Source organism: Natronospira proteinivora, from assembly GCF_024170465.1.
GTDB lineage: Bacteria > Pseudomonadota > Gammaproteobacteria > Natronospirales > Natronospiraceae > Natronospira > Natronospira proteinivora.
Window position 1 is genome coordinate 1,063,463 of record NZ_JALJYF010000002.1, and the last position, 13,581, is coordinate 1,077,043.

16 protein-coding genes are annotated in these 13,581 nt (G+C 61.2%); 3 read left to right on the forward strand and 13 right to left on the reverse strand.

Going from position 1 to position 13,581, the window contains the following annotated elements; translation table 11 throughout:
* Positions 1–130 precede the first annotated feature (130 nt).
* The 4 genes from J2T60_RS11830 to J2T60_RS11845 form a co-directional block, all read right to left on the reverse strand.
* A complete protein-coding gene (locus tag J2T60_RS11830) occupies positions 131–565 on the reverse strand; it encodes a DUF4426 domain-containing protein (protein ID WP_253450436.1) in 435 nt (144 codons plus the stop codon).
* A 90-nt stretch (positions 566–655) separates the two neighbouring features.
* Positions 656–1,234 carry a YggT family protein gene (locus tag J2T60_RS11835; RefSeq protein WP_253450439.1) on the reverse strand — a complete coding sequence of 193 codons (579 nt, stop codon included), beginning with the start codon at positions 1,232–1,234 and terminating at the stop codon, positions 656–658.
* Positions 1,235–1,236: 2 nt separating this feature from the next.
* Complete coding sequence (gene proC, locus J2T60_RS11840) at positions 1,237–2,064, reverse strand: pyrroline-5-carboxylate reductase (RefSeq protein WP_253450442.1); 828 nt, start codon at positions 2,062–2,064, stop codon at positions 1,237–1,239.
* 57 nt (positions 2,065–2,121) lie between these two features.
* Positions 2,122–2,829, reverse strand: coding sequence for a YggS family pyridoxal phosphate-dependent enzyme (locus J2T60_RS11845; RefSeq protein ID WP_253450445.1), 708 nt, complete (start codon positions 2,827–2,829; stop codon positions 2,122–2,124).
* A 173-nt stretch (positions 2,830–3,002) separates the two neighbouring features.
* Here J2T60_RS11845 and J2T60_RS11850 point away from each other — a divergent pair, with 173 nt between their 5' ends.
* From J2T60_RS11850 to J2T60_RS11860, 3 genes are read left to right on the forward strand one after another with little or no spacing between them, the layout of a single operon-like run.
* The gene (locus J2T60_RS11850) at positions 3,003–4,040 is read left to right on the forward strand and encodes a type IV pilus twitching motility protein PilT (RefSeq protein ID WP_253450852.1); all 1,038 of its coding nucleotides are present in this window, start codon (positions 3,003–3,005) and stop codon (positions 4,038–4,040) included.
* A gap of 41 nt (positions 4,041–4,081) precedes the next feature.
* Positions 4,082–5,248, forward strand: coding sequence for a PilT/PilU family type 4a pilus ATPase (locus tag J2T60_RS11855; RefSeq protein ID WP_253450448.1), 1,167 nt, complete (start codon positions 4,082–4,084; stop codon positions 5,246–5,248).
* A gap of 58 nt (positions 5,249–5,306) precedes the next feature.
* Positions 5,307–6,362: a PilT/PilU family type 4a pilus ATPase gene (locus J2T60_RS11860; RefSeq protein WP_253450451.1), complete on the forward strand. Its 1,056-nt coding sequence runs from the start codon at positions 5,307–5,309 to the stop codon at positions 6,360–6,362.
* A 293-nt stretch (positions 6,363–6,655) separates the two neighbouring features.
* On the opposite strand, the gene J2T60_RS11865 is transcribed toward J2T60_RS11860, so the two are convergent.
* From J2T60_RS11865 to gshB, 9 genes are all read right to left on the reverse strand, one after another.
* Positions 6,656–7,570 (reverse strand): dihydroorotate dehydrogenase electron transfer subunit, encoded by a 915-nt coding sequence (locus J2T60_RS11865; protein ID WP_253450454.1) that lies wholly within the window; start codon positions 7,568–7,570, stop codon positions 6,656–6,658.
* On the reverse strand, positions 7,567–8,487 hold the full coding sequence (locus J2T60_RS11870) for an aspartate carbamoyltransferase catalytic subunit (RefSeq protein ID WP_253450457.1): 921 nt from the start codon (positions 8,485–8,487) through the stop codon (positions 7,567–7,569). The genes J2T60_RS11865 and J2T60_RS11870 overlap by 4 nt, the downstream gene beginning before the upstream one ends.
* Positions 8,484–8,945 carry a Holliday junction resolvase RuvX gene (gene ruvX, locus J2T60_RS11875; protein ID WP_253450460.1) on the reverse strand — a complete coding sequence of 154 codons (462 nt, stop codon included), beginning with the start codon at positions 8,943–8,945 and terminating at the stop codon, positions 8,484–8,486. Before ruvX ends, J2T60_RS11870 begins: the two co-directional genes overlap by 4 nt.
* Entirely contained in the window at positions 8,942–9,508 is a 567-nt protein-coding gene (locus J2T60_RS11880; RefSeq protein ID WP_253450463.1) for a YqgE/AlgH family protein, read from the reverse strand. The genes ruvX and J2T60_RS11880 overlap by 4 nt, the downstream gene beginning before the upstream one ends.
* Positions 9,509–9,589: 81 nt before the next feature.
* Positions 9,590–10,528 (reverse strand): energy transducer TonB, encoded by a 939-nt coding sequence (locus J2T60_RS11885; protein WP_253450480.1) that lies wholly within the window; start codon positions 10,526–10,528, stop codon positions 9,590–9,592.
* A 7-nt stretch (positions 10,529–10,535) separates the two neighbouring features.
* The gene (locus J2T60_RS11890) at positions 10,536–11,060 is read right to left on the reverse strand and encodes a Gx transporter family protein (protein WP_253450483.1); all 525 of its coding nucleotides are present in this window, start codon (positions 11,058–11,060) and stop codon (positions 10,536–10,538) included.
* On the reverse strand, positions 11,041–11,412 hold the full coding sequence (locus J2T60_RS11895) for a NusG domain II-containing protein (protein WP_253450487.1): 372 nt from the start codon (positions 11,410–11,412) through the stop codon (positions 11,041–11,043). The genes J2T60_RS11890 and J2T60_RS11895 overlap by 20 nt, the downstream gene beginning before the upstream one ends.
* Entirely contained in the window at positions 11,409–12,449 is a 1,041-nt protein-coding gene (locus J2T60_RS11900; protein WP_253450490.1) for an FAD:protein FMN transferase, read from the reverse strand. The genes J2T60_RS11895 and J2T60_RS11900 overlap by 4 nt, the downstream gene beginning before the upstream one ends.
* Positions 12,450–12,462: 13 nt before the next feature.
* Positions 12,463–13,434 carry a glutathione synthase gene (gshB, locus tag J2T60_RS11905; protein ID WP_253450493.1) on the reverse strand — a complete coding sequence of 324 codons (972 nt, stop codon included), beginning with the start codon at positions 13,432–13,434 and terminating at the stop codon, positions 12,463–12,465.
* Positions 13,435–13,581 lie beyond the last annotated feature (147 nt).

The window sequence follows — 13,581 nt, forward strand, 5'->3', positions numbered from 1 at the left end:
CAATTGGTGCTCAGCGATTCAGATAAAGGGATGATCCGCCTCTATTCGTTGGTGGGTCAGATCACCTGACTTCGGAAAATACCACAGTGGCTCCCTCAGGGTCAGCCTTGTTGCCATTTCGGTGGGCAGGCTAGAAAGCGCGTTGGAACTCAATGACCTCTTCACGGCGTTCCCCTTCTGGCGCCACCCTCAGGGTGAAATTAAGGATTTCGCCTCTGTTTACCCCCACATCGCCAATGTAATAGATAGCATCTTCTTCGCTGATCTCCCGCATGCTGAAGCGCTTGAGCTGTCCATTGAGGTTGACGGCCTGGGCATTGATTCGCGCGGAGACCGGAATTGTGCGGTCTTCTTCCCGCTCCCGAACGGTAATATTCAGCAGCACCCGGGTGTCGCTGCGAGTGATGCCGTAAGCGCGAGCCATGGCCTCCGGCAAGGCACTGGTGGGCAATACATTGTAGTAGATGGTATGCCGATCCGTTTCCCGGGCCTGCTCCACTTCGCCCGCCACCGGGGTGATGGATAGCAGCATGGTGATCAAAAATATTCCCAGTCGCTTAGTCATGTTCCCACCTCAAAGGACGGCTTCTATTTGCCCCGTTGGGGCCCACCTTCAGTTTAGCAGCCCCGTGGGCCCACCACCTCCCACTCACCGTCAGCCATACATGGCCAAGGGTAGACCGGCCATGATGCCCTGCAACAACAAGTTCAGGAAAAACAGGAAAATGATAACCAGCATGGGAGACAGGTCTATGCCACCTAGATCCGGCATCAGTCGACGTACAGGTTGCAGCAGAGGTCGGTTGAGTTGCCAGATGGCGCCCAGTACCGGATTGGGATTGCCGGGGCTGAGCCAGCTGACAATGACCTGAATCAAAATGGTAAATATGAACAGCATGATGCTGAGGTGAATAATCTTTAGAGCGGCATAGAAGGGCAGCTGAATGGGGTCCAGTACCCCTAGTCGGCTCTGGATCAGCGCCAGAAGCAGAATATTGATCGCCTGCAACACCAGCATCAGCAGAATGGCGGCCAGATCGAAACCGCGCCAGGCCGGCATCACCCGATGCAGCGGTTTCATTACTGGGTCGGTGGCTCGAATCACTAGCTGGCTTAAGGGATTGTAGTAGTCCGCCCGCAGTTTCTGCAGCACAAAACGCAGCAGCACTGCCAGGGTGTAAAGACTGATCAGGGTGTTAACCAGAAATGACAGCGGGGTTGCCAGGGTATCCATGGTTAATCCTTGCCAAATTCGTCAGAAAGGCTGCGTGAACGGTCCCGGGCGGCGGTGAGGGCCCGGGTGAAGGTTTCCTCGATGCCGGCCTCCCGGAGAACCTCCAACGCCGCCGCCGTGGTGCCGCCGGGGGACGTCACCTTTTCCCTCAGGGTGGCTGCATCATCCTCCCCTTCACGAGCCATGCGCGCCGCACCCAAAGCGGTTTGCTGAACCAGTTTTTCGGCCACCTCGCCAGGCAGGCCCAGCGATTGGGCGGCTGCCTGCATGGCCTCCATCACCAGGAAGAAATAGGCGGGGCCGCTGCCGGAGGTGGCGGTCACCGCATCCATATGGCCTTCCTCTTCCACCCAGAGCGTCATACCCACTGCAGCCATAATGGTTTCGGCCTGCTTTTTTTGTTCGGCGTCCACGGAGGAGTTGGCATACAGCACGGTGGCACCGGTCTGTAGCAGGGCCGGGGTGTTGGGCATGGCCCGGACCACCGGTACATTGCCTCCCAGCCAGCGACTGATGTCCGGCTCCCGCAGGCCGGCGGCGATGGAGAGTACCACCGACCGGTTTTCCTGAACCAGGTCCTTGATCTGGGCGGCTGCTTCTCGCAGGACTTGGGGTTTGACCGCCATCACGATGACATCGGCATGGGCGGCGGCTTCGGTGTTTTCCTGGGTCACATTGACCTTGTGGCGGTATCTCAGCTCATCGAGCTTGTCCACAAACGGGTCGGCCACCCAGATGGACTCCGGCGAACGACCGTCCGCGATCAATCCTCCCACCAGGCTTTCGGCCATGTTACCGCCGCCGATGAATGCAATACTGCCTTCACTCATGCCTTGCTCCTGTGTCAGAGACCGGAATTCTCTCATTTCGTATAATGGGGAATGATATCAGTCCCGGGAGCCGAACAGGGCGGTCCCCACGCGTATCAGGGTGCTGCCTTCCAGTACCGCCGCCTCCAGATCCGCCGACATGCCCATGGACAGGGTATCCAGACTGTGTCCACCGGCATTGAGATCCGCCATCAGTGCGGCCAGCTTTCGGAAGGGTTGCCGCTGGGCCCTCTCCTCCTCCTCGGGAGCCGGCAGGCACATCAGCCCCCGCAGCTGTACTTTCGGTAATTCAGCCACGGCATCGGCCAGCTCGGCCGCCTGATCCGGAGCCACCCCTGCCTTTTGGCTTTCCTCACTGATGTTCACCTGGAGGCAGAGCGCCAGGGGGGGCAGATGGTCCGGACGCTGCTCACTCAGCCGCCGGGCGATCTTGAAGCGGTCCACCGAGTGAACCCAGTCGAAATGCGTGGCGATGGGGCGGGTCTTGTTGGATTGGATGGGGCCGATGAAATGCCAGCATAGGGGCGGCTCGGTCTCGGCCAGGCCCTCCATTTTGTCCAGCGCTTCCTGGAGATAGTTTTCGCCAAAATCCTGCTGACCCGCCTCAGCCAGCGACTGGATATCGGCCATGGGCTTGGTCTTGCTCACGGCCAGCAGGCGAATCGCTTCAGGATCTCTCCCGGCCTGCCGGGCGGCGTCGCGAATACGTCGTCTCACCGAAGTGAGGCGCTGGCTGGCTAGGGAGGACGGCATTTCCGGCTTCATGGTGCTCCTGCGTATGGCCTGCATGCATGATGGGTTTGCGGAGTTCGCATGTTCGGCGCTATCTTGGTATCCGAATTCCCGGAGACCTGGCGGCGGCGACGGCTATTCAACGCCTTATGTTATCGCGCCGCCGGGGGGTAGACCATGCTTCTGACAGGAGAGTTGCAATGGCGATCGACATCGCCCAGCTTTTGACCTTCGCCGTCAAGAATGACGCCTCGGACCTGCATTTGTCGGCTGGGGTGCCGCCCATGATTCGTGTCAATGGTGATATCCGCCGGGTGAACATGCCCGCGCTGGAGCACAAGGATGTGCACGCCATGGTCTACGACATCATGAATGACAAGCAGCGCAAGGATTTCGAGGAGTTTCTCGAATGTGACTTTTCCTTCGAGATCCCGGAGCTGGCCCGTTTTCGTGTCAATGCCTTCAACCAGAAACGGGGCGCCGGTGCGGTCTTTCGTACCATTCCTTCCAAGATCCTCACCCTGGAAGATCTCAATGCCCCCCGGATATTTGCCGATATCGCCGAAAACCCGAGGGGTATCTGCCTGGTGACCGGGCCCACCGGTTCCGGTAAGTCCACAACCCTGGCGGCCATTGTCAACTACATCAACGAGAACCATATGGGGCATATCCTCACCGTGGAGGATCCCATTGAGTTTGTGCATGAAAGCAAGAAATGCCTGGTTAACCAGCGTGAGGTGCATCGGGATACCCTGGGCTTCAGTGAAGCCTTGCGTTCGGCACTGCGTGAGGATCCGGACGTGATTCTGGTGGGGGAAATGCGTGACCTGGAAACCATCCGCTTGGCCCTGACGGCAGCGGAAACCGGTCACCTGGTCTTCGGTACCCTGCACACCAGTTCCGCGGCCAAGACCATCGACCGTATCATCGATGTCTTTCCGGCGGCGGAGAAGGACATGGTCCGGGCCATGTTGTCGGAATCACTGCGTGCGGTGATTTCCCAGACTCTGATGAAGAAGGTCGGCGGCGGCCGGGTGGCGGCCCACGAAATCATGATCGGCACGCCGGCTATTCGGAACCTGATCCGGGAAGGCAAGGTGGCGCAGATGTATTCGGCCATCCAGACCGGTCAGGGCAGCGGTATGCAGACCCTCGACCAGAACCTTCAGGAGTTGCTGCGCCGCGGGGTGATCGACAAGCAGCAGGCTCGGCTCAAGGCCGCCAACAAGGAAGGCTTTGCATGATAACGGCCCTGCCATGGGGCGAGGCGCGGTGAGGATCGAAAATGGATAGAGAACAGGCGACACGCTATATGCAGGACCTGCTTCGGGCCATGAGCCAGCGGGGCGGTTCCGATCTCTTTATTACGGCGGGTTTTCCTCCGGCCATCAAGGTGGATGGTGAACTGCAGCAGTTGACGGACAAGCCCTTGGGGCCGGACCAGAGTGCCTTGCTGGTGCGGGCCATCATGAATGACAAGCAGGCCAAGCAGTTTGATTCCACCAAGGAGGCCAACTTCGCCATCAGTCCCCGGGGTATCGGCCGCTTCCGTGTCAGCGCCTTTGTCCAGCAAGGGCGCACCGGTGCCGTGCTGCGGACTATCAATACCGATATTCCGCGGCTGGAGGACCTGAATCTGCCCGAGGCCCTGGGTGAAGTGGCCATGACCAAGCGGGGGTTGGTGATCGTGGTGGGGGCCACCGGCTCCGGTAAGTCCACCACCCTGGCCGGCATGCTGGGTTATCGTAATCAACGGAGCCGAGGTCATATCATCACGATTGAAGATCCGGTGGAATTCGTCCACCCCCATCAAGGCTGCGTGGTGACCCAGCGGGAAGTGGGGGTGGATACCGAGGACTGGCATGCGGCCTTGAAAAACACCCTGCGTCAGGCACCGGATGTGATTCTGATCGGGGAGATCCGGGACCGGGAGACCATGGACTACGCGGTGCAGTTTTCCGAGACGGGCCACCTTTGCCTGTCCACACTGCACGCCAATAACGCCAACCAGGCCCTGGATCGCATCATTAACCTCTTCCCTGAGGAGCGTCGTGAGCAATTGCTCATGGATCTGGCCCTCAATCTACGGGGCATCATATCCCAGCGTCTGATCCGCAAGTCGGATGGCGAGGGCCGGGCGGTGGCGGTGGAAATATTGCTCAATACCCCCTTGATTGCCGATATGATTGAGAAAGGTGAAGTGGGCGAGATCAAGGAAGTCATGGGCCGCTCCCGGGAGCTGGGCATGCAGACCTTCGATCAATCCCTGTTTGATCTGTTCGAGGCCGGTGAGATCAACTATGAGGATGCCCTGCGCAATGCCGACTCCACCAATGAGTTGCGTCTCAAGATCAAGCTGGAAAGCGAGCGCCAGCCCAGGGATCTGGAGAAGGGTACGGAGCGACTGCACATCATGGAAGACGAGGATGACGGTGGTGGCATGCGACGTTGATCTTTCCTGATTCGAACCGCAAGCCCATCAAGCCAATCGATTAGCACGAAAGGACATCATGAATATTGCCCCATATCTGAAGCTGATGGCCGACAAAAAGGCCTCGGACCTCTACATCACGGCCAATGCGCCGGTGAAGATGCGCCTGGAAGGCAAAATGGCCTCGGTGGGCAAGACGGTGCTGACCCCGGATCTGGTCGAGGAAGTGGTCATGAGCGTTCTTTCTGAACGGGACCGGCGTATTCTGGAAGTGGATCTGGAAGTGGACTTTGCCCTGTCGGAAAAGGGTGTGGGGCGTTTCCGGGGCAATGCCTTCAATCAGCGCGGCCAGTTGGCCATGGTCCTGCGTTACATTCCCTCCAGCGTGCCGCAGTTGGACGGCCTGGGGCTGCCGGAGGTGCTCAAGGAGGTGTCATTGACCTCCCGCGGTTTGGTACTCATGTGCGGTTCCACCGGCTCGGGTAAATCCACCACCCTGGCGGCCATGATTAATCACCGCAATCAGCATGCCAATGACCACATCCTCACCATTGAGGATCCCATTGAATACACCCACAAGCATGGCAAGTCCATCATCAATCAGCGGGAGCTGCATCAGGACACTCTGTCCTATGCCAAGGCCCTGCGTTCGGCCTTGCGTGAAGCGCCGGATGTGATCCAGATTGGTGAGATCCGGGACCGGGAAACCATGGAGGCCTGTATCCAGCTGGCGGGTACCGGTCACTTGGCCATTTCCACCCTGCATTCCAATAATGCCCACCAGACCCTGGACCGCATCGTGAATCTCTTCCCCAAGGAGCTGCATTCGCAGGTCTTTATGGATCTGTCACTGAATCTGAGAGCGGTGATCTCCCAGCGACTGGTTCAGGGGACCGATGGCAAGCGGGTGGCGGCCTGTGAGGTGATGATCAACACGGCCTATATCCAGGAGCTGATTCTCAAGGGGCAGATCGAGACCCTGGCCGATGCCATGGAGGATTCCAATGAGCCGGGCATGCAGACCTTTGATGAATCCCTGAACCGCCTCTATCAGGATGGCCGCATCAGTCTGGAAGAAGCATTGAATAACGCCGACTCGCGAGCCAATCTGGAAGCCAAGATCAACTTTGGGTGAGCACGCCTGCCTTGGCGGGCAGCACCCACCAGGCTTGTCTGGGCACGCCTGAGCTTGCGCTTCGCTCAAGCTTTAGCGCCACTAAAGCATTCGCTCCAGCGCGGCGCTCAGCCGCACCCATCCTGCGCCCAGAGCGTCTCAGGGACGGATTCACAGCGTTCCTGGACAGTTCCACCCTGTACTCGAGCCGTGAAATTCAAACAGAAACCAATACCCTCAGCTGGTTGTAGCTCGAACCACCTCGTGGGTTTTTACCTGACGTTTTTCCTGCGCTGCCAGCTTGCGCTAAGCAGCTAGTGGAAGAGGCCGGCCTTGTTGGCGGGTTGGTCGGGGGGGAAGACGCTGTTGGCTTCGAAGACCGGGCCGTCCACGCAGACCCGTTTCATGGCCGGGCCCTGCTCGGTTTCCACTTGGACCACACAACCGGCACAGCCGCCCACCGCGCAAGCCATGTATTCCTCCAGCGCCACCTGGCAGGGCAGGCCGTGCTTTTGGGCCAGTCGGGCGGTGGCGGCCAGCATGGGGGTGGGACCACAGGCATGAATCTCCACCTGGGCGTGTTCTTCCGGGGCCAGGCTGTTAAGCCAATGGTCTGCCAGTTCCGTGACAAAGCCCTCATGACAGCCGGCAAAGCCTGCGCCACTGGCCAGCCGGCAGGGGATGTTCCAGTCCTCCAGCAAGGGCATGGTGGCAATCACCCCTTCGGGAATGCCGGGCATTAGCAAGGTCGACGGGTGCGGCTTAAAGGGGAAAGGTACTTCCGAGCCGAGGATGGCAAAGGGCTTTAGGGCCTCGTCGCGGCGCATGCGATCGGCAAGAAAGACCATGGGAGGAATCCCTACCCCGCCGCCGATCAGCAGGGGGCGGCGCCGATCCGGCCGGGGTTTAAAAGGCTGGCCGATGGGGCCCATCACGCTAAGGGTGTCGCCCACTTTTTGTCCGGCCAGCAGTTGGGTGCCCTTGCCCACCACTTTGTACAGGCATTCCACCCAGCCGGCTTCCGCATCCACCCGCATGATGGACAGGGGGCGTCGCATGGCCAAAGCGTCCGAGCAACGGATATGGACAAAGCTTCCCGGCTCGGCCCGGCGGGCGGTTTCCGGTGCTTGAAAACGCAACACATATTGCTCGGCAGGATGCCGGCTGTGAGCCAGAATCTCGGCGTCCTCGACAAAGATGCTGCCACGGTGTTCAGGATGCGTTGTCATCGCTGCTTGTCTCCAGAAAAAAGCCAGGCCAGTGCCGCCATTCGCGCCGGTACGCCGTTCTCTACTTGTTTGAGGATCAGTGAACGGGGCCCGTCCGCCAGGGCGCTATCGATCTCCACCCCCCGGTTCATGGGCCCCGGATGCATGATCTGGGCCTGGGGGGCCCATTCGGCGATCCGCGCCTCATTCAGGCCCCAGTGCTCGTGAAAGAGTTCGTTTTCACCGGTGGTCCCTTTGGTCAGTCGCTCCTGCTGGATGCGCAAGGCCATGATGACCTGAGCGCCCTGGATGCTGTCCGCCAGTGTATCGCTGAGCGTCGCCTCAGGGGGTACGGTTTCGGGGCGGAAGACGCCGGGCGCGCCCAGACGCAATCGGTGACAGCCCAGATGCTCAATGGCCTGAAGCCAGGAATTGACCACCCGGGAGTGGCGCAGGTCACCGATAATGCTCAGATCCAGACGCTGGATGTCATGGCCTTCCCGGGCCAGTGTCAGCAGATCCAGCAGGATCTGGGTGGGATGGTCCCGGGTACCGGCGCCCGCATTGAGCAAATGGCAGCCATCGGGCAGGGCCCGGGCGGCGGCGTCAATGGCGGCTCTTTCCTCATGCCGCATGACGAACAGACGAACCCCCATGGCGGCCAGGGTGGCCACCGTGTCGGCCACCGTTTCGCCCTTGCGGCTGGAGCTGCTTTGCATGTCCAGATTGAGTACATCGGCCCCCAGGCGGCGGGCGGCCAGCTCGAAGGAGCAGCGGGTGCGGGTGCTGGGTTCGTAGAAGAGCATGGCAATAGTTTGACCCTGGAGCAGGTCTTGCCGATGGGTCGGGCCCTGCTTGGCAAAAGCCTGACCATCCGCCACCAGGCGCTTGAGGGTGTCGGCATCCAGATCCCGGATGCTGAGCAGATGTTGGCTCATGTCTCGTCCTTTCCGATCAACTCTCCGCCACCGCCCAGGGCATCCTGCAATATGCAGACTGCGGCCCAGTCATCAATGGCCGCCCCGGCCGGGCGGCGGTCGCCCATGATAGTGGCCATCTCCCGCGCGGCCTGGGAGCTCAAGGCCTCATCCAGGCCGTAAATCGGCCGTTCAAAGCGACCGTGTAACTGTCGGGCAAAGCGCCTTACTCGCGGCGTGAGGTCATTGTCCGTACCGTCGGCGTGACGCGGAAGGCCCACCACCAGGGCCACCGGTCGCCATTCCTGAATCAGGGCCTCGATGGCGGACCAATCCGGTTTACCCTGATCGCAGGCCACGATTTTAAGGGGGTTGGCCTGGGCCGTCAGGGTTTGCCCCACTGCTACGCCGATTCTCTTCAAGCCGTAATCAAAGCCCAGCCAGGTGCCTTGGGGCCGAGCGCGGGATGGGCTATTCATGCGGTGCCGGATTGACCGCTTAATCGATGGATGTCCACGCCCATGTTGCGGGCGGCCTCGCGCCAACGTTCAGCTGGTGGTACATCGAACAGGATGCGTGGGTCGGCCGGACTGCTCAGCCAAGCGTTTTCCGTGATCTCCTGTTCCAGTTGGCCGGCTTCCCAGCCGGCATAGCCCAGAGCCACAAAGCTGCGATCAGGCCCCTTGCCCTCGGCAATGGCTGCCAGGATATCCCGTGAACTGGTCACGCCCAACTCGTCCCCCAAGTCTAGGGTAGCCTCCCAGTTCCCCACTGGCTGGTGGATGACAAAGCCCCGTTCTCTTTCCACCGGCCCACCGCTGAACAGCACCTGTTCGCCAATGGCTGGATCCTGCTGCTCAAGTTCCAGCTGTTCCAGCACATCCAGCAGGTGAATATCATCCAGGGGACGGTTGACGGTAATCCCCAGGGCGCCATCGCTGTTGTGTTCACAGATCAGGGTCACCGAATGATGGAAGTTGGGATCACCCAGCGCCGGCATGGCGATGAGAAAGTGTCCGTTGAGGAAGTCCTGTTGGCTCATGATCGGCGGAATCCGCGGCTTTAGCCTTTGTATGCGAAGGCGCCATTCTATCAGGCCAAGGCCGATGAAGTCCCAGATGGATCAGGGGTCGGAGACGTGGACACCGGAGCGAATCGTGCGATCGGTACCGAATTCCCAGCGATAGACAAAGCGCAGCACATCGGTGTCTTCCCGGATGCTGTCGGGAAAGGGGGGGAAGGGCGCGGCCATGCGCACGATCTGGGTGGCCGCGCGATCCAGCACCGGGTGTCCGGAGCTTGAACGGGGGCGGATCTCCTTCAGGGTACCGTCCGCACCCACGGCCACCTCCAGGGAGAGTACACCGGTCAGGTCCGAGCGGCGGGCCTCTTCGGGGTAATGCTCATTGCCCACTTCTTCCACTCGCTGGCGCCATTCTTCCAGATAGCGGGCGAATCGGGATTCCCGGGTGTTGACGGAAATGAAGGTTTCCCGCGGGTCGTCGCTATGGGCCAATGGCTGGCGGTCGTCGTCGCTGATGGGGTCGGCCTGTTCCGCGCCGTCGGTCAGTAGTCGGGCCAGCTGCAAGGGTTGGCGGGTGTTATGGGGGCTGGTGGCCGCGGTCCGGGTCTGCTGGGGGCTGTTTTCGGCCGTCAGCAGGGGATCGCTTTCCGGCTCCGGCGTCAGCGTATCCAGGCTATCCGGGGACTCGCTGCCGTCCACGCTGTCCACCTCGGTTTCTTCGGCCCAGCCTTCTTCCAGGCCCGGGTTGGGGAGCTGGTCGAGGGTGGATTGGGCCGATTCCGGTCGCACCCGTTCTTCAATATTGCCGGCCCCCCGTTGATCTGCCTGGGCCAGATAATCGGCCTGATCCGGCGGGGTCTCGTCCGGGGTGGCCACCAGGGTGACTTCCAGGGTATTGGCCAGGGCATCCTGGCGGTCTTCACCGCCGAAGCTGATGCCCAGGATGATCATGCCATGCAGCAGGGCGGCCAGAAACAGGGTGGTAAACAGCCGGTCCCTGGACTGGGGGCGCAGTTTGACAACTTCCACCTTGCGCATGCCGTGTTTATCTCCTTGCCTCGGCCTGGTTCAGCCATTTCAGGGTTTCGACCGCAATCAAGCCGGTTATTATCCCCAGGGGCAGGGCGGCGGCCAACAGGAAAGGCGCCAGGTTCCACAGCCCCGGATGGGGGATAAAAACCAGCCAGGCGATGAGCAATTGTCCCCCAATATGGGCCATTGATGCCATAGCCGCCATGCCCACCGGCCCCAGACCCCATCGCATCAGGGGGTTGGCCAGGCCCATGACGGTCAGGCTCAACAGACCACCGCTCAGACTCAGGGCGAAGGCCGGGGTGAGAAAAGTGCCAATGAGCAGGCTGGCCCCCACAATCCGCAGCAGTGTGACCCAGGCCGCCATGCGCCAGCCGTAGCGAAACAGCACAATCAGGGTAATGACATTGGCCAGGCCCGGCCGTAAGCCCGGCAGGGGGCTGGGAATGGCGGTTTCCAGCACATGGATGGCCACCGCCAGCGCCGCGAAACCCACCACCAGTCGATCCCGGCTGGCCTCAGTAATGGAGGCTGTCATAGGCGGTCTCCCTTCCCTGCAATCGAATATGCAGTCGGTTGGGGACACAATTGATGGTGGCACCGGCCTGTTCCTGCCAGCCCTGACGCATGCAGAGACGGTGAGGACAGGGGGCCTGGGTGATCCGGATCCGGCCGTCTCGAACGGCCAACCGGCTTTCCCCCAGCGGGCCGTTGACTGCATATTCCCCGTCCTGGTTCAACGCCAGGCTGCCATGCCGTTCGCCGTCCAGATAGAGGTGGGCCTCTCCGGCTGCCGGGCCGCCGAGACTGGCCGCCAGCCAGAAACCCAGGCCCAGCCCCAGCAAGGCGATGACCGTGATGTCGAGGACTGAGATCCGTGAACGGCTCATGGCAGGGTGCGCTCCCTGATCTCGGGCTGACGGTGGGGGAAGTCCAGCCGGGGGGCCAGTTCGGGCGTGACTTCCACTTGGCCTTCATGAGTGACGATCATTACCTGTCGGACCTGCATTCGGGCGGCAATAGCGGGCCAGTGTTCGGGGCCGGCCACGAACAGAGCGGTGGCGGCCGCATCCGCCCGGGCACAATCCCGCGCCACCACGGTAGCCGAGGCAGTGCCTCGGGCCGGGCGACCGTATTCCGGGTGGAGCAGGTGGTGAAAGCGTTCCCCGCCGTACTCGAAATCCCGTTCATAGTCGCCGGAGGTCAGCAGACACTCGCCATCGGCCACCTCCAGGCCGGCCAGCACCTGCTCGCCCCGGGGGTCGATAATGCCGATCCGCCAGGGGCGCTGCCCGGCCTCGCCGAGTACCAGCACATCGCCTCCCAGGTTGATAATGCCGGAGGTGATGCCCTTTTCGGGCAATAGCTGCTTGAGCTGGTCCAGGGTCACCCCCTTGATCAGCCCGCCCAGGTCCAGTCGCAGGCCCGGTCTAGGGACATGCAGTCGATTCCCTTCCAGTCTCAGTTCTTCCATTGTCGGCAGTGCTGCCAGCAAGGTGCTTAGTTCTGTCTCTGTTGGCGGCGGGCTAGCATCCGGTCGTGGCTGGCGATGAAAGCCCCAGGCTTCCACCAGGTTGCCCAGGCCGGGGTGGAAATAACCCTGGCTGTCCCGGCCCAGTTCAAAGGCTTTGTCCAATACCGGTGCAAGGGTGTCGGGTACGGTCACTTGCCCTGAGCCGGCCAGGGCTTCATTCAGCTCGCCCAGTTCGCCACTGCCCCAGGCATCCCAGCGTTGCTGCCATGTCTCGAAGCGGGGCGCCAGTGATTGCCGGGCGGCGTCGGCATCTCCCTGTACTGTCAGTTCAATCCGGGTCCCCATGGCATAGAAGTGGCTGTGCTCGGGCTCAGCGGCCGGCTCGCAGGCCATCACCGGCAGAATCAAACCCGATACCAGTAGCCAGACCGGAATGGTGGGGTGGCGATTCATCGCCCTCATGGGGTCAGGCCCAACCGGCCTGGCGGGCAAGGGCATCCATCAGTTCGCCCGCGATATTGCTGCCGTAGAGCTTATCCAGTTCCCGGATACAGGTGGGGCTCGTGACATTGATTTCGGTGACATAGTCGCCGATTACATCAAGCCCCACGAAGGTCAGCCCCTTGTCTCGCATGACCGGGCCAATCCGCTCACACAGCCAGTGATCCCGTTCACTCAGCTCCACGCCCTGTCCCCGGCCGCCGGCGGCCAGGTTGCCCCGGCTTTCCCCTTCCGCGGGAATGCGGGCCAGCGCCGGGCCCGTGGGGTGGCCGTCCACCAGCAGGATGCGTTTGTCGCCCTCACGGATGGCGGGCAGGTAGCTCTGCACCAGGGCATAACGCTGTCCTTCCCGGGTCAAATGGTCCAGGACCACGCTGGTGTTGTTGTCACCGTCGGCCAGAATGAAGATATCCCGGCCCCCCATGCCATCCAGGGGCTTGAGAACCGCCTTGCCCTGCTCCCGGATGAAAGCGCGCAGGCGGGATCGGTCCCGGGTGATGACGGTGGGCGGGCAGCACTCGGGGAACCAGGCGGTGTAAACCTTTTCGCTCACATCCCGCAGACTGGCCGGGCGGTTGACCACCCGAACCCCTTCCTCCTCGGCCCGCTCCAGGATGTAGGTGGCATAGATGTATTCCATATCAAAGGGTGGATCCTTGCGCATCAGCAGGCCGTCCAGTTCGCTCAGTGGCCCTTCCTGGGTCTCGCCCAGATCGAACCAGTCATGATTGTCATCGCGCACTGTGATCGAATGGTAACGCCCCATGGGCCGGCCATTGTCCAGGTAGAGATCCGCCAGGGTGAGGTAATACAGTGACCAGCCCCGACGCTGGATTTCCAGCATCATGGCCAGGGTGCTGTCCTTGTAGGGCGTAATGCCCTGAATGGGGTCCATGACCACGCCGATGCGGGGAGTCTTGCTACTGCCATCGCCCATGCTGCTTCCTTTTGCCAACAATGGATGTGGGGGCCAACGCTTCCGAAAGCGCCTAATGCTCGGTACAGTGTACCTTCATGTGTCCAGAGCAGTGGATCTGAACCCGCCTGCGATGGACCAGGAATCGAAAAAACCAACAAGATTCCG